We start from the raw sequence: 25,027 nt of genomic DNA, 5'->3' as shown, positions 1-25,027 counted from the left end.
CTTTCTACACTTATAATTTGCACTCACGGTCTTACAGCTGTGCCGTCAGTAGTACGAGCCAAAAGCCATCCGGGCTCACGGTAACTGCAAGGATACATAGCCGCCTTTTTCTCATCAATATCTATACCAAAACCGGGCTTATCATTGGCATACAGATAACCATTCCGCACTTGAGGACAACCAGGGAATACCTCTTCTTCCTCTGGGGAAAACCCGGAAAACTCCTGAATTCCGAAATTCGGAATGGCAAGATCCAGATGAAGTTGGGCAACCACTCCCACCGGAGAAAGATCTCCAGGTCCATGCCAAGCAGTGCGTACGCCGAAATTCTCGCACAACGCCGCCAACTTTCGGGCAGGCGTTAGGCCACCTATCTGACTGACGTGAACCCTGATATAGTCGATTAACCGCTTGGAGATTAGCTCGTTCCATTCAATCGGATTATTGAATAACTCACCCATGGCAAGAGGTACTGCTGTCTGATTGCGGAAATGGCTAAACCACCCCATTTGCTCCGGCGAAAGAGCATCTTCCAGAAAGAACAGTTGGTATGGTTCAAGTTTCTTGGCTAACCCTATCGCCTGTGCTGGTGTTAACCGCTCGTGTATATCGTGAAGCAACTCCACTTCATATCCTAACTTGTCGCGAAGATGGCTAAATAGCTTAACTACCCCCGCACAGTACTGATTCGGGTCATAGTAAGCACCAGGCTTGCTGTTTTCCGGAGAAATAACTCGTTGTTTTCCCTTTCCCATCTGACCGCCATAGGTTCCCATCTGGCATCGCAGGTAACGATATCCATCTTCCATATACCTGCGAACATTTTCTTCCACCTCTTCGGGAGTGGCACCGTCAGTGTGACGATAGACCGACACTGCTTCCCGGCACTTTCCTCCTAGCAAATCATATACCGGCATGCCCGCCATTTTGCCTTTAATATCCCAAAGCGCTTCATCTACACCAGAGATAGCGTTGTTGAGTACAGGACCGTTACGCCAATAGGAACTTCCCATAGCTGTCTGCCAGATATCTTCAATATCATTCACGCAACGTCCCACCAGCAAAGGTTTCATATATTCCTCCACTGCCGTGGCTACAGCCGCCCAACGTTGGGTAAATGTGGCACAGCCTAATCCATAAAGCCCCGGCTCACTGGTCTCCACTTTTACTACTACTAAGTCAATGCCTCGGGGCGCTGTAAGGATTGTTTTAATATTCCGAATTGTGACCATATCAAATAAGTTCCTTTCTTAAACAATTCTCTTAAATACTTCTTCTGCGAACAAGGAATGAGCTTTGCTCCACCCATTGAAATCTTCCCCAGGTAAAACATGTTCCGGCATACCGGGAAGAATCAGACCTCCATCAATTCTCAGAGTAGTGCCAGTAATATAAGAAGCTTTTTCCGAAGCTAAAAAAGCCACAGCTTCTCCGATATCCTCAGGCATGCCACAGCGTTCCAATGGAATCTTCTTTCCCAAATCGTCCCAAAAATCTGTTTTTCCCTGATTTACCAATTCCTGCTTATCCCGGACTCGAACAGCTCCAGGCGCTACGTTATTAACTCTGATCCCGTAAGGTGCCAAATCCAAAGCGATAGACTGGATCGCCCGATTAAGTCCAGCTTTTAACCCTCCGTAAAGAAAATCCCCTGCATAGGCACGTTCACCTCGGGATGATGTGATGTTGATTAGGCTACCTCTCACCTTATTTTTTACCATATAACGCGCTGCTTCTTGCATCATTAGTATGTAATTTTTGAAATCGAGATGAAACAGCAAATCGAAAACTTCTGGCGTCAAGTCAAGGATATTCTCAAATCGGGTCACTCCAGCGTTATTTACGAGCAAATCCAACCCACCCAAAGCTTCAACACTTTTCTTCAATAACTCTACACCAACACCTTCCTTTTCTAAGGAAGCCTGAAAATAGAAGCACTTTCCACCATATGTTTCCTGAAGTTCGTTAGCCAACTTTTGAGCTTCCTCCTGCTTAGTAGCGTAGGAAATGGCTAAGTCATACCCTTCTCTGGCCAAGCAACGGGCAATCCCGTTCCCAATACCTCGGCTAGCTCCTGTTACCACTGCCTTTTTTCGTTCCATTGCAATACCTCCTATCTGTATATGTTACCGCAAAAATTAATTCCTCCATTTTACGCAGGACACATGAGGAACTTCCACGCAGCACAGCAACTTTCCCAATTGTCCGTTCGTATTTTCTCGAGAAAACACTTCCAACGTCCCCAACTCCTGATTGGCTACTGCTACGTAGCGTCCATCTGGACTAATATGGAAGCTTCGGGGACACCAGCCACCAGTGGAGAATCTCCCCAAAGGATTTAACAAACCATTCTCCTTTTGAATCTCGAATCCTTGCAAACATCCCGGACCACGGACAGAAACATACAAGAACTTTCCATCCGGAGAAACATGAATATCTGCTGCTAATGAACTGTCCGGATCGCCCTTCTCCCTCAGAGAATATTCTCCCACTTGGTTCAATCTGTTATTCTGATACCGGAACACCAAAAGTGAACAATCCAATTCTGTTACCAGATACAGCCATTTTCCGTTTGGATGAAACGCGAAATGCCTCGGTCCCTGTCCCGCTCTTACCTGAAAGTACGGCTGTTCCTCATCAAGCATCAAGCCGATTTTGGCATCCATCACAAACTTGTATAGACGGTCAGTGCCTAGATCTGCTACCAAAAGTCGGGAACCATCCGGCGTAGGCTGCGCGGAATGAATATGGGACTTTTCCTGCCTAAGAGTATTGGAACCATGCCCCAAGAACTCCTTATAAAACATAACTTGTCCCGAAATAGCATTCAACCCCGTGAGTGTTCCTCCAGTATATCCGGAAACATACAAACTGTTCCCGATAATCGTACAGTGGCACAATCCAGCTCCAGGTACTTCCTTATGCCATAAAACGCTTGATTCTTCTTTATTACCCACAGAAAAGCAAGCCACACTTGCTCCATCGAGGATTTCTTCCACAACATACAAGCGATCTCCATGTGGCAGTACATAAGAAGGGTTTATTAACTTTCCAAACTGTTTCTTTCGTCGAAGAACCGCCCCATCGAAATTCCAAGAGCACACCCCATCCTCGGAGGGTTCTCCCGTGTATCTTCCGGTATAAAGTTCATACTCCATAAATTCGTCCATCCCTACCTTTGGTCCTTAAAGAAGACAGGAGCCTGCTCATGCGTATAGGGCAGGCTCCTGAATTATCGCTAACTTACTATCCTGTTTTTCTGTTTTTCAGAAAAGAACGCGTTTATTGCTCATTCAATTCATCTAACAGAGGCTGTACCAACTGCATTTTCTCATCCACCCAGTTGCGCCAATTTGTCTCCAAATCTCCGTCTTTCAAAATCAGCTGAGCATACTCTTCAGACAAATCCATGTTGGCCTGAGTCTTAGTACGAGAACTATAAAACTCATAATCATATTCGCGTGGCAACAAAGTGGTTTCATCGCAAAGTTCATCTCGCAGCTGATAGAAATGAGAAATGGTATCTCGGGTCTCTTTAGTATAGTTGGGAGTCACAAACTGGAAATCATCACCCAGAATAACGCCACCGAAGAACACATCGGCAGTAGGATATTTGCTTGCCAAAATAGAACCGGCATTACCAGTAATCTCATTCGGAAGAAGGCTGACATATTCACCGTTTTCATCCCGCTTCCAATCTTCCCCTTCAAAACCCATATTGATAATTTCCTGACCTTCCTCCGTGCAGCAAAAATCAAGAATATCCATGGCTCTCTCAAACTCTTCATCGGTAATGGTGGGAGAGAAAATGATGGATCCGTAGAAGTTCATGTCCTCACGATAATAATACTTTCCATCCTCACCTACTAACTGAGCGATATGCAGCGCTTCATCAGGGTCCAATCCAAGATTCTTCTGAAGTCCGTTTTCCATTCGGCTTTGAATCATATAGCCCATACCGTCATCTAAAACGATGCCTGCGGTGCCTCCGATGTAGAACTTTTCTGTACCTTCATATCGAGTCAAGGTGTAGAATTCAGGATCCAACAGTCCGCTGGTATAAAGGTTCTGATATTTCTTTAATCCTTCCAGAGTGCGCTCGTCCGCCGGCGCCCACTGGAACTGTCCACTTTCATCTTTGTAGTAGCCATCGCCGACATTGATGGATTGAGGGAAATATGTGCCGGGATAAATCTTAGGAACATCATATGTACGAATACTGATTGGTACCAGCTGGCTTCCTACATTACCCGGATCCTCTTCCTTGAACTTTGTGGCGATCTCTTCCAGCTCTGATGGGCTATATGTATCTTTGATTTCGACTCCACAAGCTTGCATCCAGTCTTTGCGCATATACAAAAGGGCATGATAACTTAATCTCTCAGAAGGACGGTGATTAGCGAAGATAGTTCTGAACAGTGTGTATGTACCACCCAGTTTTTCTTCCGCTACAGCTGCACCTGGAACGCATTCCTGACTTGCAGCTACGTTAGGCCAACGCTCTTTCCAATCGTCAGGGAAACGGTAAACTGCATCTTGGGCGGCGTAGTCAACCAACTCACCGTAGTTGAATCCCCAGTGAGCCACATCGGGCATGTCTCCGGAATTAATCCAGATACGCAAGCGTTGACTCCAGTCTGAATCATCCATGGTAGCAGCGGTCAAGTCGAAAGTAGTGTTGAATTTATCCTGCCAAAACTGACCATACGCATCTCCGTCGTAGTTAATCTCATGACCCGTGATGCCCTCTTTAAACCAAGACAGCTCCACATGAGTGTCATATCCGGTCTTTTCTTCTCCTGTAGTAGACGATACCTCTGCGCTCTGCTGAGATGAGCTATTCTGACTTGCATTCCCACCACAAGCCGCTGTAGACATCACCATGATAGTTGCTAAAAACGCCGTTATAAACTTTTTGCTTTTTTGCACTTCTTTCATCCTTTCTTTTTGATTCTTGATGTATGTCGATCCGTCATTTTTAAATAACTATTAACTATCCTCCTCCTTTTTCTATATCTATCTGGAACAGTTCTATTAAGCTTTCACCGCCCCCACCATCACGCCTTGAGCGAAATGTTTTTGTAGGAACGGGTACACGCACATAACTGGCAAGATTGTTACGATAACTGCTGCCATTTTTACGCCCATATTAAAATTCTGCATTTGCTCCATAGCAGCAGCACTGGTTACGTTATTGACAATACTGGACTCCATCACAATGGATCGCAAAACTAACTGTAAGGGTTGCAGATCCGTATTACGAATAAAAATCAAGGCATTGTACCATTCGTTCCATCGATCCACCAAATAGAACAATGTCAAAGTGGCAATAATCGGTTTGGACAAAGGAAGGATAATGTCAAATAAGATTCTCCATTCTCCTGCACCATCCAGACGAGCCGACTCTATCAAAGATTCCGGCAAAGACTGAAAGTAATTCCTCATAATCACAAAATAAAATACATTCACTGTTCCGGCCAGAACCACTGACCAAATAGTGTTAGTCAGTCCCATTTCCTTCATCTGCAAGTACAGAGGAATGATACCCCCATTAAAAAGCATTGTGAAGAGAATTCCGCCGATAATAATCTTTTTTCCTGGATAATTTCCTCGGCTGGTGCCATATGCCAACATTGTAGTCAAAAGCATGCTTACCGGAACGCCCACCACTACCAATAAAAAGGAAGTGCGAAAACCTACCCAAATGCGGTAATCATTGAGAAGCACTTTGTAGCTTTGCAGCGTAGGCTGCGAAGGAAAGAGCATCAAAGGATTGTCTACGTATTCCTTTTGTGTGGCGAAGGAAATAGAGATGGCATTGACGAACGGAACAATGACCAAAAGCATCCATAAAGTCAACAAAACAACCACCACAACATCCACTGCATCGAACCGTTTTTTGTGAATCTGATTCTTTCTTTTCATTAACACTACCTCCTCAACCAAATAAACCGCTTCCGCCCAGTGCTTTTGCACCCCTGTCAGCAGCTACTAAAAATATGCAGTTTACCACAGAACGGAAAAAGCTGACAGCTGTTGAGAAACCGAAATCGGGTGTGGAGCCGAATGAAATGTTGTAAATGTACATATCTAAGATTTCAGATACCTCTTTTACTGCGGGGTTAGAAAGGTTAAAAATCTGATCAAACCCTCCAGACATCATGTTGCCCATCTGCAATACAAACATCACCGAAATAGTTGGGAGAATATTTGGAAGAGTGATACGGAAGATTTTCTGTATCCGAGAAGCTCCGTCCAGATCCGCTGCTTCATACTGGTCCATATCAATTCCCGAAATCGCTGCCATATAGATGATGGCGCTCCACCCAGCGGATTTCCAGTTCTCCGTAATATACAGCAACGGCTGGAACAGTTTGGCGTTTCCTGTAAAGTTCACTGTCTCTCCTCCAAAAGACAGGATTAAACTGTTCAACAAACCGTCATAAGAAAGGACATTGATTGCAATACTTGCCACAATAACCCAAGACAAGAAATGCGGGAATGTCAGCACTGTCTGCACAACTTTTTTGTATCGCTTCATTCTCAACTCGTTCATCAGCAGTGCCAATATGATAGGAATAGGAAATTGAAAGATTAATCGTCCAGCATTTATCCATAAAGTCGTCCCCACGGATTTTAAAAAAGATGGATCCCGAAACACGTATTGAAAATTCTCCAATCCGCACCAAGGACTTCCCCAAATTCCCCGCTTCATACTGTATGTTTTAAATGCCAACTGCAAACCAGACATAGGTCCGTAAGAAAAAACAATGAACCATATGATACCCGGTAGCATAATCAGATAGATTGCTTTGTTTTTCCAAATCTCTTGCCAAAGAGACTTTTGCTTTATTGTTTTTTCTTTTTTTTCCACATTCATCCGCCTTTCTGTTTTGGAATATTTGTCAAAAGTTTTTATGGAAATCTCCAAAATCTATGCTTAAATTATATCGAAGAATTTTTCGTTTGCACAGGGACAATCTTTTGCACTTCTCTTACAAAATTAAGATTTCCCTAATTTTTTTCTTCTATATTATTTGAATTTGTGCTTTTTGTCGGTGCTTTCAGTCTTTGCTCTGTCAATAAATCGCAATTCTGTTACTTTACATTTTTCTGTAGATAAGGTATACTTGGCTAAATACTGTTCTTTCGTACAAAGGAGATATTTTATGACTGGTAAAAAAAGCATTTCTATCAAACATTTTCTGCGAATCAGTCTCGCAGTAATGCTCCTTTTTCTGTTTATTATTTCAACACTATATTATCTGTTCATTTATACCTTTTCCCGGGATCAATTTGAAAGCTCTTTTCAAACTTTTTCTGAAAGTATAGAAGCACAACTTGACGCCCAGTTCCGCAACGTGGAGCACAGCGTTACACAACTCTCCTATTTTTCCAACATGCAAGAGATTCTCTTTAGCAAAAAGCCTCTTGTATATCTCAACAACATCTCCGGTTGCAACCAACTTTGGGGTTATTTGAAAACATCTCTGCCCATAATCACTGATGTTATTATCACCAGCCCCTACGGTCACACCTTTTATTCAGGTACTACCGGAAAATACCGCTATCAGAAATTTGCGGAAAAAATCATCCAAGAAAATAAGAATATGTCCCGTGAACCGTTCTTCCTCACCATTCCTCCCGAAGATGATTCCAATCAACTACCTCAATTGGTCTATTGCTTTCCGGTATATAATACTCTGCTTTCAGGTTACATTTCCGATGAGTACGCATTAGGAATGGCATTAATTGATGTCAATACATTGGTAGGTCTGTCCTCTTCGGAAAAATATGTTGGAGAAATCAAAGCCATCCTTTATCATAATAATATTGTTTATATCAGCAGAGAAGTATCTCAATTAGAAATGTCAGCTTTACATAAAAGAACCCCAGGCAAGTTTCGGATAGGTAACGTTGAATATACCTGCCACACAGTGATGTTGGAAAATATAGACATGTCTATGATTGACATGGTTCCTACTGCTAATCTTTTGCAAAGCAGTGCTCAAATTCGAATTATCGCTACAACGGTTCTTTTAGGTACCTGCGCCTGTCTGATCTTCTCCACATGGCTTATTCAACATTATATCTCTAAACCAATAAACCAGATAATTGCAGATATGCAGGATATTCAAGCTGGAATAAGAAAATCACTAACTCTGCCCAACCTCAGTGACCTTAGGTATTTGGCAGAAAGCATCAATCAAACACTGAACGTACTGGATATTGCCAATCGTCGGCAACTGGAAATGTCCCATACGTTGTATCAAACCACACTGGCTCAAAAGCAAGCGCAGCTAAACGCATATAAAAATCAGATTAATCCCCATTTCCTTTTCAACACTTTAGAGAGTATGCGGAGTATGGCTCACCATTATCAGGTTCCTATACTTGAAAATATGCTCACCTCTTTATCCAGTCTTTTCCGATACAGCCTTCGGAGCAATCTGGTCGTATCCTTAAAAGAAGAGCTGAATCATGTGCAACACTATTTCAATGTAATGGACATGCGTTCCCCACTGCGCTATGAACTACGAGTAGATATTTCTTCGAAAGCACTATCCCATTCACTTCTTTCTATGATTTTGCAACCTATAGTTGAAAACTCCATCACTCACGGTTTTCAAAGAAAAAGAAAGCCCTGTATTCTTTTCATACAGGGCCAAGTAAACGAGGAAAGCGGTATTCTTCTTCTTAAAATTGCAGATAACGGAATAGGAATTCCTTTGGAAAAAATCCAAGAAATAGAACAACGTTACTCTCAGGAAGGAGAAGCTCTCCATAACGACCACATCGGTCTTGATAATGTACTCCGCCGTTTGCATTTATTCTATGGAAAAGATTTTCGGTTTTCTTTACGCTCTCAAGAAAATCATTACACCGTCATTACTCTTTATATTCCTAATTTTCCTTCTGAACCCTCCCGATAGGCTTCCGGAGTTTGCCCAACATATCGCTTAAATAGTTTCCCAAAATAGCTGTAATTCTCAAATCCTACCTCTTCCGCGATTTCTTGAAGCTTTTTTTCACTGTTTCGAATGAGATAAGTTCCATAATGAACGCGCACATGTTGAACAAAATGGATAACCGACATACCGGTCCCCTTTTTAAACAGTGTACAAAAATATGGTTCGGAAAAATGATACTTCTCCGCCACTGATTTAAGAGAAAACTCTTCATTCATATTTTTACAAAGATAAAACTGAATCTCTCCTACCTTTTCACTGCCGGAATATGAAAATCCCGCCCACAATGCGTACCAAGCTTCTTGAAGCATTTGAGGTAAAGAATTTACTCTACTTTTGTGCACCCGACTGGCCCCCCACTTTTGATTACCCTCTTGAGGCATGTTGAGTCTAGTTATATGGGATTCTGCAGATACTCTCAGATATGCACCCCCGGTGTCTTTGACAAATAAAGGAATCCACTTTTCTTCTTTCAACACCTCCGGCACTTCGCATAGATGAGAGCAAAGGTACAACACCATTGTTTGGTAGTTTTTCAACTGGTCTTGAAGCGATCCCGCCTTACGCAAAATTTCTTCTGCACAATCGTTCCATTCCACACTGACGAGATCATTTCTCTTCTCCAAATGAAGTGACAAAACTTTAGTAACACTATGGATATCTTCCGCGTTATAGGGCTTTAAAATGTATTCCCACACATGCAGGCGAATTCCTTTTTGTGCTGCCTCAAAATCTTCATATGAGCTTATAAGTACAAACTCACAGTTAAGCCCCTTTACGCGAGACATCTCAATGAGATCCAATCCGGAAAGTCCAGGCATTCGAATGTCCGTAAACACTACATCAGGTTCTTTTTTGCACAGGAATTCAAAAGCCTCGTCCGGATCCGTAAACTGGCCTATAATAGAGAAACCTTCGTTGTTCCAATCAATGATTTCTGCCAGCCCTTGCAATGCCCACGGCTCATCATCAACGATTACAACAGTATACATAAGTGTTCATCCTTTCCTGACATTCTAAAAATGACCTATAAAAAAGCAGAGCATCAGAAGCCACTCCTGATGCTCTGTCTTTCTTTCCTAATTATCGGGACTCCTGCATATCAATTAGAATGGATTCCTTTTTGCGTGTGCCGTACCATTAAACAAAATATCATCAGAGAGTTCCACCACCATATGCAAGTCGCTGGGGGATTCGACTTGTTTGCCTAAAACCACTACATTGTCAAAATAGATATTTCGGGGGCGACTCATTTCCGTATGCATCTCAAAACCGCGAATAATAGAAACAGGGAAATTACCATTCAGAATTTCCACGTTACGGAAATATATATTTTCGACACTTCCGCGTTTTCGATCCAATGAGTACTTGGAATCCAATACCTTGATGTCGACAAACTTTTCCTGAGCATCTTCAACGCGGATATCTTCATACACAATGTCATGAATGTGAGCGCGATCTGCATTGTGGATGGTCAGCACGCCGCCAGACTGATTACCCTCATACTCGCAATGAACGATGTCCAGATCTCGGAATGTGATGTCGCTAATCTCATCGCAGCGCACTTCATATCCGATTTCCACGGCGTTACCGGGTTCTGCATTCCACAAAACGCAGTGTTCTACCAGAATATTCTTCACATTCCTATTGGCAGCAGGGTCGGGATAACTTGCAGCTTTAATGCACACGCAGTCATCCGAAGCGCGAATAAAGGAGTTTCGCATGGTTACGTCTTCACAGCCTACAATATCGATGCCGTCACCCGTGCAAACTCGAGACATGATGTTTACATCCTCAATCTCCACATTCCGGCAAGCGCCAGGAACCAGGTGCCACGAACCACCGTCCACCATGGTGATGCCTTGAATCTTCACATCATCGCAAAACACCATTCGAATCATTGGTCTGCCGCCACCGTTTTCTTCTTTCGGATGCCATACACAACCATTCAGAATGCCGTTTCCTAAAATTCTCATGCCGTGGGCGAAAAAAGCATTCACACAACCACAGACAACGCTGCCCTCTTCCAAGAAAACCGTTTCTTCCGCTTTGACCTCTAACGTGCCAACATTGTAGACTTTCCCACTCTCAAAAAGATGATCCACTTTTTCGGGCTTCGGGACACGCTTTGTGCACAAGATAAAGAGCGGTGTCTTCAAATTGCCATCTAACTCCAAGGTGACCTTACTGGGCTTTTCCAGCTGGAAGCTCAACTCTCGGCCGGAAATCTGAGCCTGAACATTGGTCTTGGCCGGACGGAAAACCGCCTTTTGGAAATCTTTGGACACTTTTACCTGAAAACTTAGCGGAGAATCGTCGTCCACAACCGGAATTACGTAATCAAAACTATCCGTGTGGTAAACCGTCAGCTCCTTTCCGCCGCAAAGCACAGTGTACAAAGGAGATTTTTCCAGTTCCTCAACTTTATACAACGGCTCCGTAATTCTTGCAGGATTGGGATTGTAACGCACAGCCACTTTTACTCCTCCTTAAAATAATGGTTTTTCCTTTATGGAAGTGATTATAGAATATCATGTCTGAAGAATATTGAAAACAAACAATTTTTTCTTTTATTCCTACAAAATTAAGCTTTTGATAAATTTTATTAGTGAAAACATAAAGAATCAGCCCGTATTTATGCCGGAATTACATCATTCACGATGAGAAACTGTAAAAGCATCATGTGGCAGTCGGTATACAGGAGCTTCAGCATAAGTTTAGGCTACAATATCTTGCGCCGCAAACTCGGAGCCAACTGTACAGTTTTACCGATATAAAGAGCCGCTTACAATAAGGAGGTAATCGAGAAAATCCACTGCCTCCGCACCGCAGATATTTCATTCATATTATATCAATTTTTCAAACACTTGTCGAGTATATTTTATATTATTTTCCAATTTCACTTCATTGCCATACTCTATTAAAGGTTTTATAATATAGCAAACGGCCCATCTGCATCACTGGACACAGCTTTGTATTTGTATCGTTTCGGATATATTCATTTTCGATTGTCCCTACAAGATCGGCACCGATGTGATGCCGGTGCTGCATTGTACGTTGAGCTTTTACACAATTATGCCGGTTTTTTAATATAGCAAGACCCCCGATCTGCATTGCTGCAAATCGGGGGTCTCTTTATTTCAGCGGTTTACGCCGCTTTTGTACGGTTCGGTACAGGCGGAAAATTCCTTGCGGAATTATTCCTCCTCAGAAGCCATGTGTGCGAACTTCTCGTACTTCTCTTCTGCGTACTTCTCAGCCTTCTCGAAGAGCTGCTCGGCTCTCTGCGGGAATGCACGGGTAAGGCTGTTGTAACGAACCTCGCCCATGATGAAGTCACGGTAAGAAGCAGACGGCTTCTTGCTGTCGAGCTGGAACGGGTTCTCACCGTTGTCAGCACGGCGCGGGTCGAAGCGGAAGGTATGCCAGTAGCCTGCTGCAACTGCCTTCTTCTCTTCGTTCATGGAAACGCCCATGCCGCCCTTGATGCCGTGGTTGATGCACGGTGCGTAAGCGATAACAATGGACGGGCCATGATAGCTCTCAGCCTCATGCATAGCCTTCAGGCACTGGTTCATGTCGGCGCCCATAGCGACCTGCGCAACATAAACATAGCCGTAGCTCATCATGATGGAAGCCAGATCCTTCTTCTTCACAGACTTACCTGCAGCCGCGAACTGTGCAACAGAACCGACCGGGGTAGACTTGGAAGCCTGTCCGCCTGTGTTGGAGTAAACCTCGGTATCGAAGACCAGAATGTTGATATCTTCACCGGAAGCCAAAGCGTGGTCAACGCCACCGAAGCCGATGTCGTATGCCCAGCCGTCGCCGCCGAAGATCCACATGGACTTCTTAGCGAGATAATCCTTATCCTTCAGAATCTCGGCTGCTTTCTCGGAGGAGGAAGCCTCAAGAGCCGTGATGTAAGCCTCAGCCGCCGGACCGTTTTCAGCGCGGTCAGCCATGGTCTCAACCCACTTCTCAGCTGCTGCCTTCAGCTCTTCGCTTGCGCCTTCTTCTGCAACGAGCTCATTCGTGAGCTGCTCCAGACGGCCGCGAATTGCGTTCTGTGCAAGCGTCATGCCAAGGCCGAACTCAGCGTTGTCTTCAAACAGGGAGTTCTGCCATGCCGGGCCGTGACCCTGCTTGTTGACGGTGTACGGCGTTGCCGGTGCGGAACCGCCCCAGATGGAGGAGCAGCCGGTAGCATTTGCAATGTACATCTTGTCGCCGAACAGCTGGGTAACGAGCTTAGCGTACGGAGTTTCACCGCAGCCGCCGCATGCGCCGGAGAACTCGAGGAGCGGCTGCTTGAACTGGCTGCCCTTGACCGTGGTGTCCTTGAACTTAGCAAGAACTTCCGGCTTCGGATCCAGCTTAACGCCGTAATCGAATACTTCCTGACCCGGGCGCTCGTTGTCGATCGGGGACATTGCGAGAGCCTTGTTGCCCTTCATGCCCGGGCAAACCTGTACGCAAGAGCCGCAGCCCGTGCAGTCCAGGGTGGAAATCGTCATGACAAAGTTCATGCCCGGCATACCGGTCATGGCCTTGCTCTTCACAGCAGCCGGAGCCGCTGCGAGCTCTGCATCTGTCATCGGCACCGGACGGATAACCGCGTGCGGGCAGACCATAGAGCAGAAGTTGCACTGGATGCAGTTTTCCGGGATCCAGGTCGGAACGTCAACTGCAACGCCGCGCTTCTCGTAAGCAGCGGTGCCCTGCGGGGAGGTGCCGTCTGCATACTTTTCAAAGGTGGAAACCGGCAGATCCTTACCGTGGAAGGTGTTAACCGGGATAACCACGTTGTTTACATAGTCCACGAGCTCCGGACGGTCGCCGGTTGCAACGTGCTTCGTGGAATCGTCCACAGCGTCCTTCCAGGAAGCCGGAACATCAATCTTCACGTAGCCGTTAGCGCCGCGTTCAATAGCGTCATGGTTCATCTTAACGATGGCGTCACCCTTCTTGGAGTAGGACTTCGTAGCCGCATCCTTCATGTAGCGGATTGCGTCTTCCTCCGGGATGATCTTCGCGATGGAGAAGAATGCGGACTGGAGAACCGTGTTGATTCTGGTGCCAAGGCCGATCTCCTTACCGATCTTGAAGCCGTCGATCGTGTAGAAGTTGATATCGTTATCAGCAATGTATTTCTTAACCTTGCCCGGGAGCTTCTCGTCAAGCTCTTCCGGCGTCCACTGGCAGTTCAGCAGGAAGCTGCCGCCCTTCTTCAGGTCTTCGACCATGTCATAGGTGCCAAGGTAAGCCGGGTTGTGACATGCAACAAAGTCAGCCTGGGAGATGTAATAGGTGGACTTGATCGGCGTATGACCGAAACGCAGGTGGGACATTGTCAGACCGCCGGACTTCTTGGAGTCGTAGTCAAAGTAACCCTGTGCGTACATATCGGTGTGGTCGCCGATGATCTTGATGGAGTTCTTGTTTGCGCCGACGGTACCGTCAGAACCGAGGCCCCAGAACTTGCAGGACTTCGTGCCTGCCGGTGCGGTATCCGGGTGCTCGTTTGCTTCGAGGGACAGGTGCGTAACATCGTCCACGATGCCGATGGTGAACTTCTTCTTCGCATCGTCGCCCTTTTCCATGTTGCGGTAAACAGCGATGATGTCAGCCGGCTTCGTATCCTTGGAGCCGAGGCCGTAACGACCGGTGAGAACCTTAGCACAGCCGAACTGCGTGCCGTTGATAGCAGCCAGAACGTCAAGGTACAGCGGCTCGCCGATGGAGCCCGGCTCCTTCGTTCTGTCGAGCACGGAGATGGTCTTAACGGTTTCCGGAAGCACGTCAAGCAGGTACTTTGCAACGAACGGTCTGTAAAGGTGAACCTTAACAAGGCCAACCTTCTCGCCGGCTGCTACGAGGTAATCGATAACCTCTTCGATGGTCTCACAGACAGAGCCCATAGCGATGATGACCTTCTCCGCATCCGGAGCGCCATAGTAGTTGAAGGGCTTGTAATCGGTGCCGATCTTCTCGTTGACCTTGTTCATGTAATCGACAACGGTCTCCGGAATCGCATCGTAGTACTTGTTGCAAGCCTCACGAGCCTGGAAGAAGATATCGCCGTTCTGTGCCTGGCCGCGGAGAACCGGGTGCTCAGGATTCAGAGCGTGTCTTCTGAACTCGTTTACGGCATCCCAGTCGAGCATCTCGCCGAGATCCTTGTAGTCCCATACTTCGATCTTCTGAATCTCATGAGAGGTACGGAAGCCGTCGAAGAAGTGCAGGAACGGAACCTTGCCGTGGATAGCGGAAAGGTGAGCCACAGCGCCGAGGTCCATAACTTCCTGCGGGCTGTTGGAGCACAGCATTGCATAACCGGTCTGGCGGCATGCATAGATGTCGGAATGGTCACCGAAGATGTTCAGAGCGTGGGTAGCAACGCAGCGAGCAGAAACGTGGATAACGCTCGGCAGCAGCTCGCCGGCCATCTTGTACATGTTCGGGATCATCAGGAGCAGGCCCTGAGAAGCGGTGTAGGTGGTGGTAAGAGCACCAGCCGCCAGAGAACCGTGAACTGCACCAGCAGCGCCGGCCTCAGACTGCATCTCCGTTACGCGTACTTCACGGCCGAAAAGATTCTTTCTGCCGGCAGCAGCATACTTATCGGTCTCATCAGCCATAACGGAAGACGGCGTGATCGGATAGATCGCAGCAACGTCGGTAAACGCATAAGAAACATGCGCGGCGGCGTTGTTGCCATCCATGGTCTTCATTTTTCTTGCCATTTAACTAATTCCTCCTTTAAGGATTATCAATGGATTTACCTGACGGCGCAGTACCCCGTTCACCGCCCTGCCGTTTGCAGAACTCTCCCGTAAGCACCTGTCGTCGTTCAAAACAAATTTTATCATTTTTTCGCCTATATGTAAAGGAAAAAACGAGGATTTTTTGAAATTTCTTCTGAATTAACAGGGATTTTCGGCATTTTTTATTTTTCTCCGCTTCGCCTTTCGCCCTTTTCGTCGTTCTCCCTCCGCTTTGTCCGGGATTCGGCGCGCCCCCGGCATAAAATATTGACAACAGCGTTTTTTTGCGGTAAAATTTTAATAATTATATATCGGTGAGCAGTTAGTTTTAGCTAAATATCACGTGACGCTTTTGAAAAGAAAACTCGCTTTTTCATATTGCGTTTTTCTTTGACTTTTGCGGAAAGCGACTTAGGGCGCTTCCCTAAGAACTCGTAAGCTTTTGAAAAAGTTTGAACAAAACTTTATTCTCCCGCCTTCACGAAAGCACATTCAAAGCCATTTCACTGCTCCCAAACTTTCAGAAAGGATGCTTTTTTCACTATGAACGACGACCCTTACGGCAATTTACTGCCGTCCTCGTCCGTCTTACCCCTCCCCCTCGCCCTGTTGCTGTTTCTGCTCTTTTTCGTGCTTGGCGCGCTTTTCGCCATGTGCGAATCCGCTGCGGAAACGGCTAACGAATCCCGCATCAAAAAAGATGCGGAGTCCGGCGAACCGCGCGCCAAAAAGCTGCTCGAGTATCTCGAACGCAGCGCAGGCATCATTTCGCCCCTGCAATCGGGCATGATGCTCATGGGCTTCTTTGCTCTCGCTGTTGCGGTCACCGGCTTTGCGCCGCGCCTTTACAACGTATTCATCCGCGCCGCGCTCCCCACGTCTGCCGCTGCCGTGCTTTCGGCACTGCTTTGCACATTGCTGTGCGCAGGTCTTTATCTAACGGCAGCAGACCTCGCTCCGAAAAAATTCGTAGCGCACAAGGCTGCACACGGCATGCAGCATACATACAAACTCTGCCCCATGCTGTGCGCCCTCAGCGCCGTCATGCATCCGTTTGTCCTCTTGTGCAACCTCATTTCGGACGGTCTCATGCGTCTTTTGGGCAACGACCCCAAAGCGCTTGATGAAACCGTCACCGAAGAAGAAATCCTCCACATGGTCGGCGAAGGCGAGGAAAAAGGCGTTATCGAAGAAAATGAGCGCGACATGATCACGAACATTTTCGATTTCAACGACACCACCGTCACCGAGATCATGACACACCGTACGGACATCTGCGCCATCGATGAGGAGAGCACCATTGCACAAGCCGCCGTACTTGCGGTGGAAAACGGCTTCTCCCGTCTCCCTGTCTACCGCGAAGACATCGATACCATCATCGGCATCTGCTATGTTAAGGATTTTCTGCCCTACGTCAACCAGCCCGTACCGGATTTCATCCATTTAAAAGACATGGTTCGCCCGGCGTATTTCATTCCGGAAACGAAAAAGTGCAGCCAGCTCTTTAAAGAGCTCAAGGAGCGCCGCCTGCAGATCGCCATCATCGTCGATGAATACGGCGGCACGGCGGGTCTCGTCACACTCGAAGACCTCATGGAGTCCATTTTCGGCAACATTCAGGACGAATACGACAACGAGCAGGAAGAGATCTTCCGTGTCAGCGAAAACGAGTTCACTGTGGACGGCACCACCTCCATCGACGAGATTTCCGACCTTACCGACACTGAGCTGCCGGAGGGCGATTACGATACCATCGCCGGCCTTGTCACCGACCTTTTAGGCCGCATTCCAAAAGAAAACGAGCACCCCAGCGTACAGGTCTGCGGGCTCACCATCACCGTACTTGAAATTGAAGACCAGCGTCTTTCCCGCCTGCTGATCGTGAAAAATGACCCCCGGAGAACCCCCGAAGAAGAAACACATGAAGACTGATGTTTTTTGAAAGGAGTGTCCCTATGACATTTTCCGAAGCATTCTACGGCACGTACAAACTCGACAAAAAAGACGGCAAGCCGCACTTAAAGGAGCGTATTTTTGCCCCGGTGGACGGCTTTTGGAGCGGCGTCATGATCTTTGGCGGTGTGGTCGGCACGATCATTCTGCTCTTGACCTTTGCCGCACACGTGCAGGTCGCCCTCGGCACCTTCGCGCACCCGGCCGAAAACGGCGCGCTCACGCCCGATGCACAGTATACGCTGTGGGGCGTGCTCGTCGCGTTCATCTTTGCGTTTTTCGTGCTCGCCATTCCGCGCTGGTTCCTCTGCCGCGGCACCATGCAGTTCAGCTTCATCGGCGCATTTCTCATCCTGCTCGCGGCGCAGCTCATCTCCGCGTTCAGCCTGAACAATACGACGCCCGATGTCGGCAATGTGCTGTGGGTCATCGTAACGGGCCTTCTGCTCGTGTTCCTCATCACCTGCGCCGTGTGCACCGTTTCGGCGGGCCTAACCGCGCTCGTGAACTACTTCATCGCGAAGTACCGTATGGCGCATGCAAAGCCTGTCACCACATAAACGCATGATGACCATAACCTGACTTTTTCACAGATCGGCGAATATAGAAAGCCGTGCTGTCGCCCTAATAGGGGGGGGTAACAGCACGGCTTATTTTTCAGTTTTCAAACCTTTTCTTCATATCTCAACAGACGCCAAGAAAATCTCATAGGCATCGTTAAAAGAGTCATACGGCGTAGGGTTGCCGCCGTTTGTGCTCTTGCACTGGTTGTCGGAGTATTCCTCGCCCACAGCCAAAAGCTCGCCGGGGTAAAGCTCCACGCCCGCTTCCCGCGCCAGCGCACAAAACGAGAGAATCGGCTCCTTGTTTTCGCGCGTTTTAAGCAGAGCTTTGCGCAAAGTCTCGTCCTTTTTTGCAAGCTCCGTCAACCTTTCGAGCTTTTCAAATGTGTTCATAAGCGCCCCTCGCTTCACCAAATGGATAAATTCAGTTTAGCAAAGTTCGGGGTCGTTGTCAAACGCTGTTTTCAGGCAAGCGGAAAGCCGCTCCGTCTCCGCCCGCACAGCTCGGGAGAATCCACCTATACGCTCATCAAAAATCATCACATCTCCAGCTCCATCATCGATAAGCTGCGTCATAATAAGCCGCTCAACACCACCACAATCAACGACCTCTGCCGCATCTTAAGCTGCAAAGTGGAAGACATCCTCCTCTACATTCCCAGCGATGACGACCAGATCTTATAAAGCAAACCCCGGGTATACCGAGCCATAAGAACAGTCCATATATCCCGGGATCCTATTTTATGCAAAAATGCTCCCGATCATGCGACCGGGAGCACTTTTTATGCTTTAATATGCGATTTTCAGAAGCAACTCTTACTTGGAAGCCTCTTCAACAGCAACAGCGCAAGCAACGGTTGCACCGACCATCGGGTTGTTGCCCATGCCGATGAGACCCATCATCTCAACGTGTGCCGGAACAGAGGAGGAACCTGCGAACTGTGCATCGGAGTGCATACGGCCCATGGTATCGGTCATGCCGTAAGAGGAAGGACCGGCAGCCATGTTATCCGGATGCAGCGTACGGCCTGTGCCGCCGCCGGAAGCAACGGAGAAGTACTTCACGCCGTTCTCATTGCACCACTTCTTGTAGGTACCTGCAACCGGGTGCTGGAATCTGGTCGGGTTCGTGGAGTTACCGGTGATGGAAACGCCGACGTTCTCGAGCTTCATGATTGCAACGCCTTCCGGAACGTTATCTGCGCCGTAGCACTTAACGTCCGCACGCGGGCCGTTGGAATAAGCCTTTTCGCTGACAACCTTAACTTCTTCTGCGTACGGATCGAACTCGGTCTCAACATACGTAAAGCCGTTGATTCTGGAGATGATGAACGCAGCGTCCTTGCCGAGACCGTTGAGGATAACGCGCAGCGGCTTCGTTCTGACCTTGTTCGCGTTCAGAGCGATCTTGATAGCACCCTCAGCAGCCGCGAAGGACTCGTGGCCAGCGAGGAATGCGAAGCACTCGGTCTCCTCGGAAAGGAGCATTTTGCCCAGATTGCCGTGGCCGAGGCCGACCTTACGGTTTTCAGCAACAGAGCCCGGGATGCAGAATGCCTGCAGGCCGATGCCGATAGCGGCAGCAGCGTCAGCAGCCTTCGTGCAGCCCATCTTGATAGCAATCGCGCAGCCTACGGTGTAAGCCCACTTTGCGTTCTCAAAGCAGATCGGCTGTGTTTCCTGCACGATGGTGTACGGGTCGATGCCCTTCTCTTCGCAGATGGTCTTGCACTCATCAATGGAATTGATGCCGTATTCTTTCAGGACGGAGAGGATTTTCGCCTCACGTCTCTCATAACCTTCAAATGTAGCCATTTCTCGTGCCCTCCTTATTCCTTGCGCGGGTCGATGTACTTAACGGCCTCATTGAATCTGCCGTATGTACCCATAGACTTCTTGTACGCCTCGTTCGGCTCCATGCCGGCCTTGATGAAGTCGGTCATCTTGCCGAGGGAAACGAACTCGTAGCCGATAACCTGGTCGTCAGCGTCGAGTGCCATTCTGGTGCAGTAGCCTTCGGTCATCTCAAGATAACGAACGCCCTTTGCCTTTGTGCCGTACATGGTACCGACCATGGAGCGTGCGCCCTTACCAAGGTCTTCCATGCCTGCGCCGATAACAAGACCGCCCTCGGAGAAAGCAGACTGGGAACGGCCATAAACGATCTGGAGGAACAGCTCGCGCATAGCGGTGTTAATCGCATCACATACAAGGTCCGTGTTCAGAGCTTCCATAACGGTCTTGCCCGGGAGGATCTCTGCTGCCATTGCAGCGGAGTGCGTCATGCCGGAGCAGCCGACGGTCTCAACGAGAGCTTCCTCAATGATGCCGTCCTTAACGTTCAGGGAGAGCTTGCAAGCGCCCTGCTGCGGTGCACACCAGCCTACACCGTGGGTGTAACCGGAAATGTCCTTAACTTCCTTTGCCTGTACCCACTTGCCCTCTTCCGGGATGGGAGCCGGACCGTGCTTCGGGCCCTTGGCTACAATACACATCTCTTCCACTTCTTTGGAATAATTCATAAGTGGTACTCCTTTCGGTTCCAGTTTTATTTGGCAGACTTCGCGCAGAAGAGAGCCGCAGCGAAAAAGCGCCGCCCGCATCCCGCAAAAAGCCATTTTACTGATTTTCTTCATTATAGCTTTTTTTCATGCGTTTCGCAAGGGGCAAAACACACATTTCGCGAAAAAAGCGCACAATATACGCAAAAAGGAGCGCCGCAGCGCCCCTTTTGTATCTTATTTCGGTTTGAAATTACTTCCAAAGCGGGTCGGGATATGTGCCGTTTTGCATCATCTCGGCAAGCGCCGCCATCACGACGGGCTTATCGGCCTTATACGTCACGCCGAACCACTTGTCCGCCGATTTTAAAACCGTCACGTCTGCCTTGCCGTCGCGAATCTGGTCGTTGACGACAAACGGCAGGAAGTATTCCGCTTTCAGTGGGTTCTTCGGTACATCGTTCTCAAGGAACGAGACGAAATCCTTTTTCAATGCGTCTACAAAGTCCGGCGTAAAGCCCCACAGGTTCATGGAAACGGTCGTGTCCTCATCGAGCGCGTGCCACGTTGCGCCGTCGTCCTCGGTGTAAGCCGGGCCGTCCTCGCGCTTTTCAATGTGCGTGCGCTCCACGATGGTATCCAACACACCGTCTTTCTCCACGCATACGCCGCGTGCCACATGGCCGTTTTCGGTCAGCGTGTTTTTCAGATGGTAACCCACCATCGCCCAGTGTGCCTTTTCGCCGTTTTCCTTCACGTTCCGGAGGAACGCGCCGATCTTCTTAAACGCCTCGCCGCCATAGAAATCGTCTGCGTTGATGACGACAAACGGCGCATCAATGTGGTCGCGTGCCGCCAAAACGGCGTGGCCCGTGCCCCACGGCTTCTCGCGGCCTTCCGGCACCGTAAAGCCCTCCGGCAGGTCATCCAACTTCTGGAAAACATATTCGACCTGCACGTACTTCGATACGCGGTCGCCGATAACCTCTTTAAAGTCCTCAAAAAGCTGCTCCTTGATGATGAAGATTACCTTGGAAAAGCCCGCCTGCGCGGCATCAAAAACAGAAAAATCCATGATAATCTCGCCGTTTTTGCCAACGGGATCGATCTGCTTCAAGCCGCCGTAACGGCTGCCCATACCGGCCGCCATAACGACTAAAATCGGTTTTTTCATAGCTAAATTGTCCTTTCTCGTCTGCGGCATCACACCGCCATATGTACAGGTTCGGTCACGCGATCGTCAGGGGTCAGTTTTCATCCTCGTAAATAAATTCGTGGATATGCTGTGCCGCAACATCGGTGTCATACGTCCACATCCAACCGCCGCCCTCGCAGTAATCGGAGGCATAGCCCTCCACATCACTCGGGATGGAAAGGCGCTCAATGTCAAAACCCGTCAGCGCAATCTGCGCCAGGCCGATCATCTTATCAAACGTCAAAGAAGTCTCGCAAAGCGGCGCAAGCTGTTGAATGATGCTCGGGTATTCAAGCTTGGAAATAGAACTTGCCTTGCTCAAGAGCGCAGAAAGCACTTCCTGCTGGCGTTCCACACGGCCGTTATCGTTGTCGATGGCACGAATACGCCCGTAAGCCACAGCCTCGTCGCCGTTCAAGAGCACGCCATCGCCCGCCGAAAGCGGCGCATATGTAGAAACATCGCCTGCCATTGATTCAGGGGATTCCGCCGCCAACGCATACATATTTTTGTTGATCTCACTGATTTCATCTTCCGTCAAATCAATATTTACACCGCCGAACGCATCCACAATCTTCGCCATGGCGGCAAAATTCACGGTCACGTAGTCCTGAATATCGAGACCGAAGTTTTGGTTGATCGCACGGATGGCCTGCTCCGGGCCACCGTACATATAGGCATGGTTCAGCTTATCATAGCCGGAATCATACGGACTGCCGTCGCCCATATACACGCGCACATCACGCATGATGGACGTCAGCTTAACCTTGTGGTGCACGTTATCGATCGACATCACCATAATGGCGTCGCTGCGCCCGGCAAAGGTACCGCCGTCATAATCGCGGGCATCCACGCCGAACAGCGCAATATTCGTAATGCCCGCTTCCGATTTTGTTTCTTCGGAAATACCGAGCTCCGTCTTGTCTTTCGTGATGGTCGTCGTCTTCAGGTCGCCCAAAAGCACCGTGGAAGCGTAGATCATCACGCCGCCCACCAGCACCAAAATAACGCAGATGAAGCTCAAAAAGACCTTAAGGCCCGTCCGTTTTTTCTTTTTTTGATTTTTCTTATACGCCTGCTTTGAGGAGTAACTGGAAATATCCTGAAACTCATCGCGGCGTTGTTTTCTTTTCGCCATAAAAGCCTCCGTCTCGGCCAAAGGCCGGATGTCTTTATCTTATCAATTATATTCCCATAACCTCGTTTCGTCAATTTACTTTTTCTTACGAAAAACGACCAGTTTGCTTAAAATATAATTTGCAAGGATCACAAAAACGTTCGCAACGAGCTTCACAATCTTATCATTCACGTGCAGCAGATCCACACCGATGAACATCATGCCCATTTCCATAAAGCCGGACATAATACGGCTCGCAAAAAATTTCGCCGCCTCCGTCAAAATCGGCACAAAGCCGTGCGCGCGGCTCTCAAACACCCACTTGCGGTTCGTCACATACGCAAAGGTAACTGAAAGCACCCACGAAAGCGCTGTCGATACCATGTACGGGATGTGCAGAAAATCCGTAAAGATCCAGTAAGAAGCGTAGCTCACGACCGTCGTAAGCACGCCGAACACCACGTACAAAACCAGCTCTTTGTATTTTATAAGCAGTTCTTTGATTTTTCCCATATTTTCTATCCTTTATGTTTCGGGCAAAGCGCCCTCTTCTTTCTTATGATAAATATTCTTCCACACCGTGCGCCGCCACCGCGCCGTCCGCAGCCGCCGTCACGATTTGCCGCAGCGTCTTTTTACGACAATCGCCCGCAGCAAACACACCCGGAACGTTCGTCTTCGTGCTCTCGCCCGCCATAAAATACCCGTTTTCGTCAAGATCAAGAATATCGCGTACAAAGTCCGTCGCCGGCACATTGCCCACCGCCACAAACACGCCGTTCACCTCAATCTCGCACACCTCGTCCGTCTTTACATTGCGCAGACGCAGCCCGCCGACTTTTCCGTCTTTTTCGAGGATCTCATCCGTCACCGTATCGAAAACGATCTCGATATTTGGCTTATCGAGCTTCTTCTCATAGCTCTTTGAAGCGCGCAGGCGGTCTCTTCTATGGATGAGATATACCTTTTTGCACATCGCGGAGAGAAAAGCCGCATCGCCCGCCGCCGTGTCACCGCCGCCAATGACCGCAACCGTCTTATCTTTATAAAACGCACCGTCGCATGTCGCGCAGTAGGAAACACCCTTGCCGCGCAAAGCGTCTTCGTTCAGCAAGCCGAGCGTCCTCGGTGCCGCACCGGGTGCCAAAACGACGCTTTTCGCGCGGTAAACCGTGCCGTCTTCCGTCTCCAGAATTTTCACATCACCGTCTAACCGCAGTGCCGTCACGTTGCCGTAGGTCTGCTTCGCGCCAAAGCGCTCCGCCTGCTTTTTCATGTTCATCGTCAGCGTAAACCCGTCCACCGCCTCCGGGAAGCCGGGGTAATTTTCAATTTCATTCGAGGTCACCATTTGACCGCCGGGGATATATTTTTCCAGCACCAGCGTCTCGTAGCCCGCGCGGGCGCAATACAGTGCCGCCGTAAGCCCCGCAGGGCCGGAACCCACCACGATTACGTCATAGACCTTTTCCATGTTTTCGCTCATAAGTCACCGCTCCTTTTCCTGATGAAGTGCAGCTTTTCTGCACACCGTCTTGCGAACATCGTTAGTATAGCACATTCTCCCGAAAAATACAATTCCGTGCGGCGCGAAAGAGTTTTCTACCGCAAAGCGACACGCAGTCGAAAACTTTATCAGAATCAAATACGTGCTCCCGTTCTCCTACTTAAGCCAAAAAACACGCAAACCGCGCTCCTTGCACGACATACCCCTATCGCACAAAACAAAAGAGGCTCTTTCAGCATCCCGAAAAAGCCTCTCGTTCTTTAATTTTTATTGCACATCCTGTGCGGTGTACGCTCAGCGCACACATCTCAAGTTAATTTAAACTGATACTAATACATCGGACTTTCCTCTGCTTGAAACCATCGGTCTCTTTTTATACCTGCACTCTGCATTACTTTCAGAATGTCGTCGGTCTTTCAGAGTTTATCATTTGTGCATTGGACACAACTCCATGT

Annotated in this window: 20 protein-coding genes; 4 read left to right on the top strand and 16 right to left on the bottom strand. The window is 48.2% G+C overall.

Going from position 1 to position 25,027, the window contains the following annotated elements; translation table 11 throughout:
• Nucleotides 1–23: 23 nt before the first annotated feature.
• The 6 genes from ACLTX1_RS10325 to ACLTX1_RS10300 all read right to left on the bottom strand — a co-directional run bounded on the left by ACLTX1_RS10325 (nucleotide 24) and on the right by ACLTX1_RS10300 (nucleotide 6,874).
• A complete protein-coding gene (locus ACLTX1_RS10325) occupies nucleotides 24–1,232 on the bottom strand; it encodes an enolase C-terminal domain-like protein (protein ID WP_308448991.1) in 1,209 nt (402 codons plus the stop codon).
• 18 nt (nucleotides 1,233–1,250) lie between these two features.
• Nucleotides 1,251–2,102, bottom strand: coding sequence for an SDR family NAD(P)-dependent oxidoreductase (locus ACLTX1_RS10320; protein ID WP_308448992.1), 852 nt, complete (start codon nucleotides 2,100–2,102; stop codon nucleotides 1,251–1,253).
• A gap of 36 nt (nucleotides 2,103–2,138) precedes the next feature.
• Complete coding sequence (locus ACLTX1_RS10315; protein ID WP_308448993.1) at nucleotides 2,139–3,170, bottom strand: lactonase family protein; 1,032 nt, start codon at nucleotides 3,168–3,170, stop codon at nucleotides 2,139–2,141.
• Nucleotides 3,171–3,282: 112 nt separating this feature from the next.
• Nucleotides 3,283–4,938, bottom strand: coding sequence for an ABC transporter substrate-binding protein (locus ACLTX1_RS10310; RefSeq protein WP_343284906.1), 1,656 nt, complete (start codon nucleotides 4,936–4,938; stop codon nucleotides 3,283–3,285).
• Between the two features lie 96 nt (nucleotides 4,939–5,034).
• Nucleotides 5,035–5,925: a carbohydrate ABC transporter permease gene (locus tag ACLTX1_RS10305; protein ID WP_308448995.1), complete on the bottom strand. Its 891-nt coding sequence runs from the start codon at nucleotides 5,923–5,925 to the stop codon at nucleotides 5,035–5,037.
• Nucleotides 5,926–5,938: 13 nt separating this feature from the next.
• On the bottom strand, nucleotides 5,939–6,874 hold the full coding sequence (locus ACLTX1_RS10300) for an ABC transporter permease (RefSeq protein ID WP_308448996.1): 936 nt from the start codon (nucleotides 6,872–6,874) through the stop codon (nucleotides 5,939–5,941).
• Nucleotides 6,875–7,169: 295 nt separating this feature from the next.
• Between ACLTX1_RS10300 and ACLTX1_RS10295 the strand changes: the two genes are divergently transcribed.
• Nucleotides 7,170–8,933, top strand: a complete 1,764-nt coding sequence (locus ACLTX1_RS10295; protein WP_343284907.1) for a sensor histidine kinase — start codon at nucleotides 7,170–7,172, stop codon at nucleotides 8,931–8,933.
• Here the strand turns inward: ACLTX1_RS10295 and ACLTX1_RS10290 are convergent.
• The 3 genes from ACLTX1_RS10290 to nifJ all read right to left on the bottom strand — a co-directional run bounded on the left by ACLTX1_RS10290 (nucleotide 8,897) and on the right by nifJ (nucleotide 15,715).
• A complete protein-coding gene (locus ACLTX1_RS10290; RefSeq protein WP_308448998.1) occupies nucleotides 8,897–9,961 on the bottom strand; it encodes a response regulator in 1,065 nt (354 codons plus the stop codon). The genes ACLTX1_RS10295 and ACLTX1_RS10290 overlap by 37 nt on opposite strands.
• A 114-nt stretch (nucleotides 9,962–10,075) precedes the next feature.
• Nucleotides 10,076–11,446: a glycosyl hydrolase family 28 protein gene (locus ACLTX1_RS10285; RefSeq protein WP_308448999.1), complete on the bottom strand. Its 1,371-nt coding sequence runs from the start codon at nucleotides 11,444–11,446 to the stop codon at nucleotides 10,076–10,078.
• A 720-nt stretch (nucleotides 11,447–12,166) separates the two neighbouring features.
• A complete protein-coding gene (nifJ, locus tag ACLTX1_RS10280; RefSeq protein WP_308449000.1) occupies nucleotides 12,167–15,715 on the bottom strand; it encodes a pyruvate:ferredoxin (flavodoxin) oxidoreductase in 3,549 nt (1,182 codons plus the stop codon).
• A gap of 564 nt (nucleotides 15,716–16,279) precedes the next feature.
• Between nifJ and ACLTX1_RS10275 the strand changes: the two genes are divergently transcribed.
• Nucleotides 16,280–17,668: a hemolysin family protein gene (locus ACLTX1_RS10275; RefSeq protein ID WP_308449001.1), complete on the top strand. Its 1,389-nt coding sequence runs from the start codon at nucleotides 16,280–16,282 to the stop codon at nucleotides 17,666–17,668.
• 23 nt (nucleotides 17,669–17,691) lie between these two features.
• A complete protein-coding gene (locus ACLTX1_RS10270) occupies nucleotides 17,692–18,249 on the top strand; it encodes a hypothetical protein (protein ID WP_308449002.1) in 558 nt (185 codons plus the stop codon).
• Between the two features lie 117 nt (nucleotides 18,250–18,366).
• Here ACLTX1_RS10270 and ACLTX1_RS10265 read toward each other — a convergent pair whose 3' ends face one another.
• Nucleotides 18,367–18,645 carry a hypothetical protein gene (locus ACLTX1_RS10265; protein ID WP_308449003.1) on the bottom strand — a complete coding sequence of 93 codons (279 nt, stop codon included), beginning with the start codon at nucleotides 18,643–18,645 and terminating at the stop codon, nucleotides 18,367–18,369.
• Between the two features lie 21 nt (nucleotides 18,646–18,666).
• On the opposite strand from ACLTX1_RS10265, the gene ACLTX1_RS10260 reads away from it, so the two are divergent.
• Nucleotides 18,667–18,936, top strand: a complete 270-nt coding sequence (locus ACLTX1_RS10260; protein WP_308449004.1) for a helix-turn-helix transcriptional regulator — start codon at nucleotides 18,667–18,669, stop codon at nucleotides 18,934–18,936.
• Nucleotides 18,937–19,068: 132 nt separating this feature from the next.
• Here the strand turns inward: ACLTX1_RS10260 and ACLTX1_RS10255 are convergent, their stop codons facing one another.
• The 6 genes from ACLTX1_RS10255 to trxB all read right to left on the bottom strand — a co-directional run bounded on the left by ACLTX1_RS10255 (nucleotide 19,069) and on the right by trxB (nucleotide 24,551).
• Nucleotides 19,069–20,067 carry a GGGtGRT protein gene (locus ACLTX1_RS10255; protein WP_176820769.1) on the bottom strand — a complete coding sequence of 333 codons (999 nt, stop codon included), beginning with the start codon at nucleotides 20,065–20,067 and terminating at the stop codon, nucleotides 19,069–19,071.
• 14 nt (nucleotides 20,068–20,081) lie between these two features.
• Entirely contained in the window at nucleotides 20,082–20,774 is a 693-nt protein-coding gene (locus ACLTX1_RS10250; RefSeq protein ID WP_176820770.1) for an iron-sulfur cluster assembly scaffold protein, read from the bottom strand.
• Nucleotides 20,775–21,006: 232 nt separating this feature from the next.
• Nucleotides 21,007–21,927, bottom strand: a complete 921-nt coding sequence (locus ACLTX1_RS10245; protein WP_308449005.1) for a nucleotidyltransferase family protein — start codon at nucleotides 21,925–21,927, stop codon at nucleotides 21,007–21,009.
• Nucleotides 21,928–22,000: 73 nt separating this feature from the next.
• On the bottom strand, nucleotides 22,001–23,086 hold the full coding sequence (locus ACLTX1_RS10240) for an LCP family protein (RefSeq protein ID WP_308449006.1): 1,086 nt from the start codon (nucleotides 23,084–23,086) through the stop codon (nucleotides 22,001–22,003).
• 75 nt (nucleotides 23,087–23,161) lie between these two features.
• Nucleotides 23,162–23,578 carry a GtrA family protein gene (locus tag ACLTX1_RS10235; RefSeq protein ID WP_308449007.1) on the bottom strand — a complete coding sequence of 139 codons (417 nt, stop codon included), beginning with the start codon at nucleotides 23,576–23,578 and terminating at the stop codon, nucleotides 23,162–23,164.
• 43 nt (nucleotides 23,579–23,621) lie between these two features.
• Nucleotides 23,622–24,551, bottom strand: a complete 930-nt coding sequence (trxB, locus tag ACLTX1_RS10230; RefSeq protein ID WP_308449008.1) for a thioredoxin-disulfide reductase — start codon at nucleotides 24,549–24,551, stop codon at nucleotides 23,622–23,624.
• Nucleotides 24,552–25,027: the final 476 nt, after the last annotated feature.

The organism is Hominenteromicrobium sp., from assembly GCF_046974225.1.
Lineage (GTDB): Bacteria > Bacillota > Clostridia > Oscillospirales > Acutalibacteraceae > Hominenteromicrobium > Hominenteromicrobium mulieris.
The sequence above is the reverse complement of the archived record's forward strand: the minus strand, read 5'-3'. Positions and strand labels throughout refer to the sequence as shown.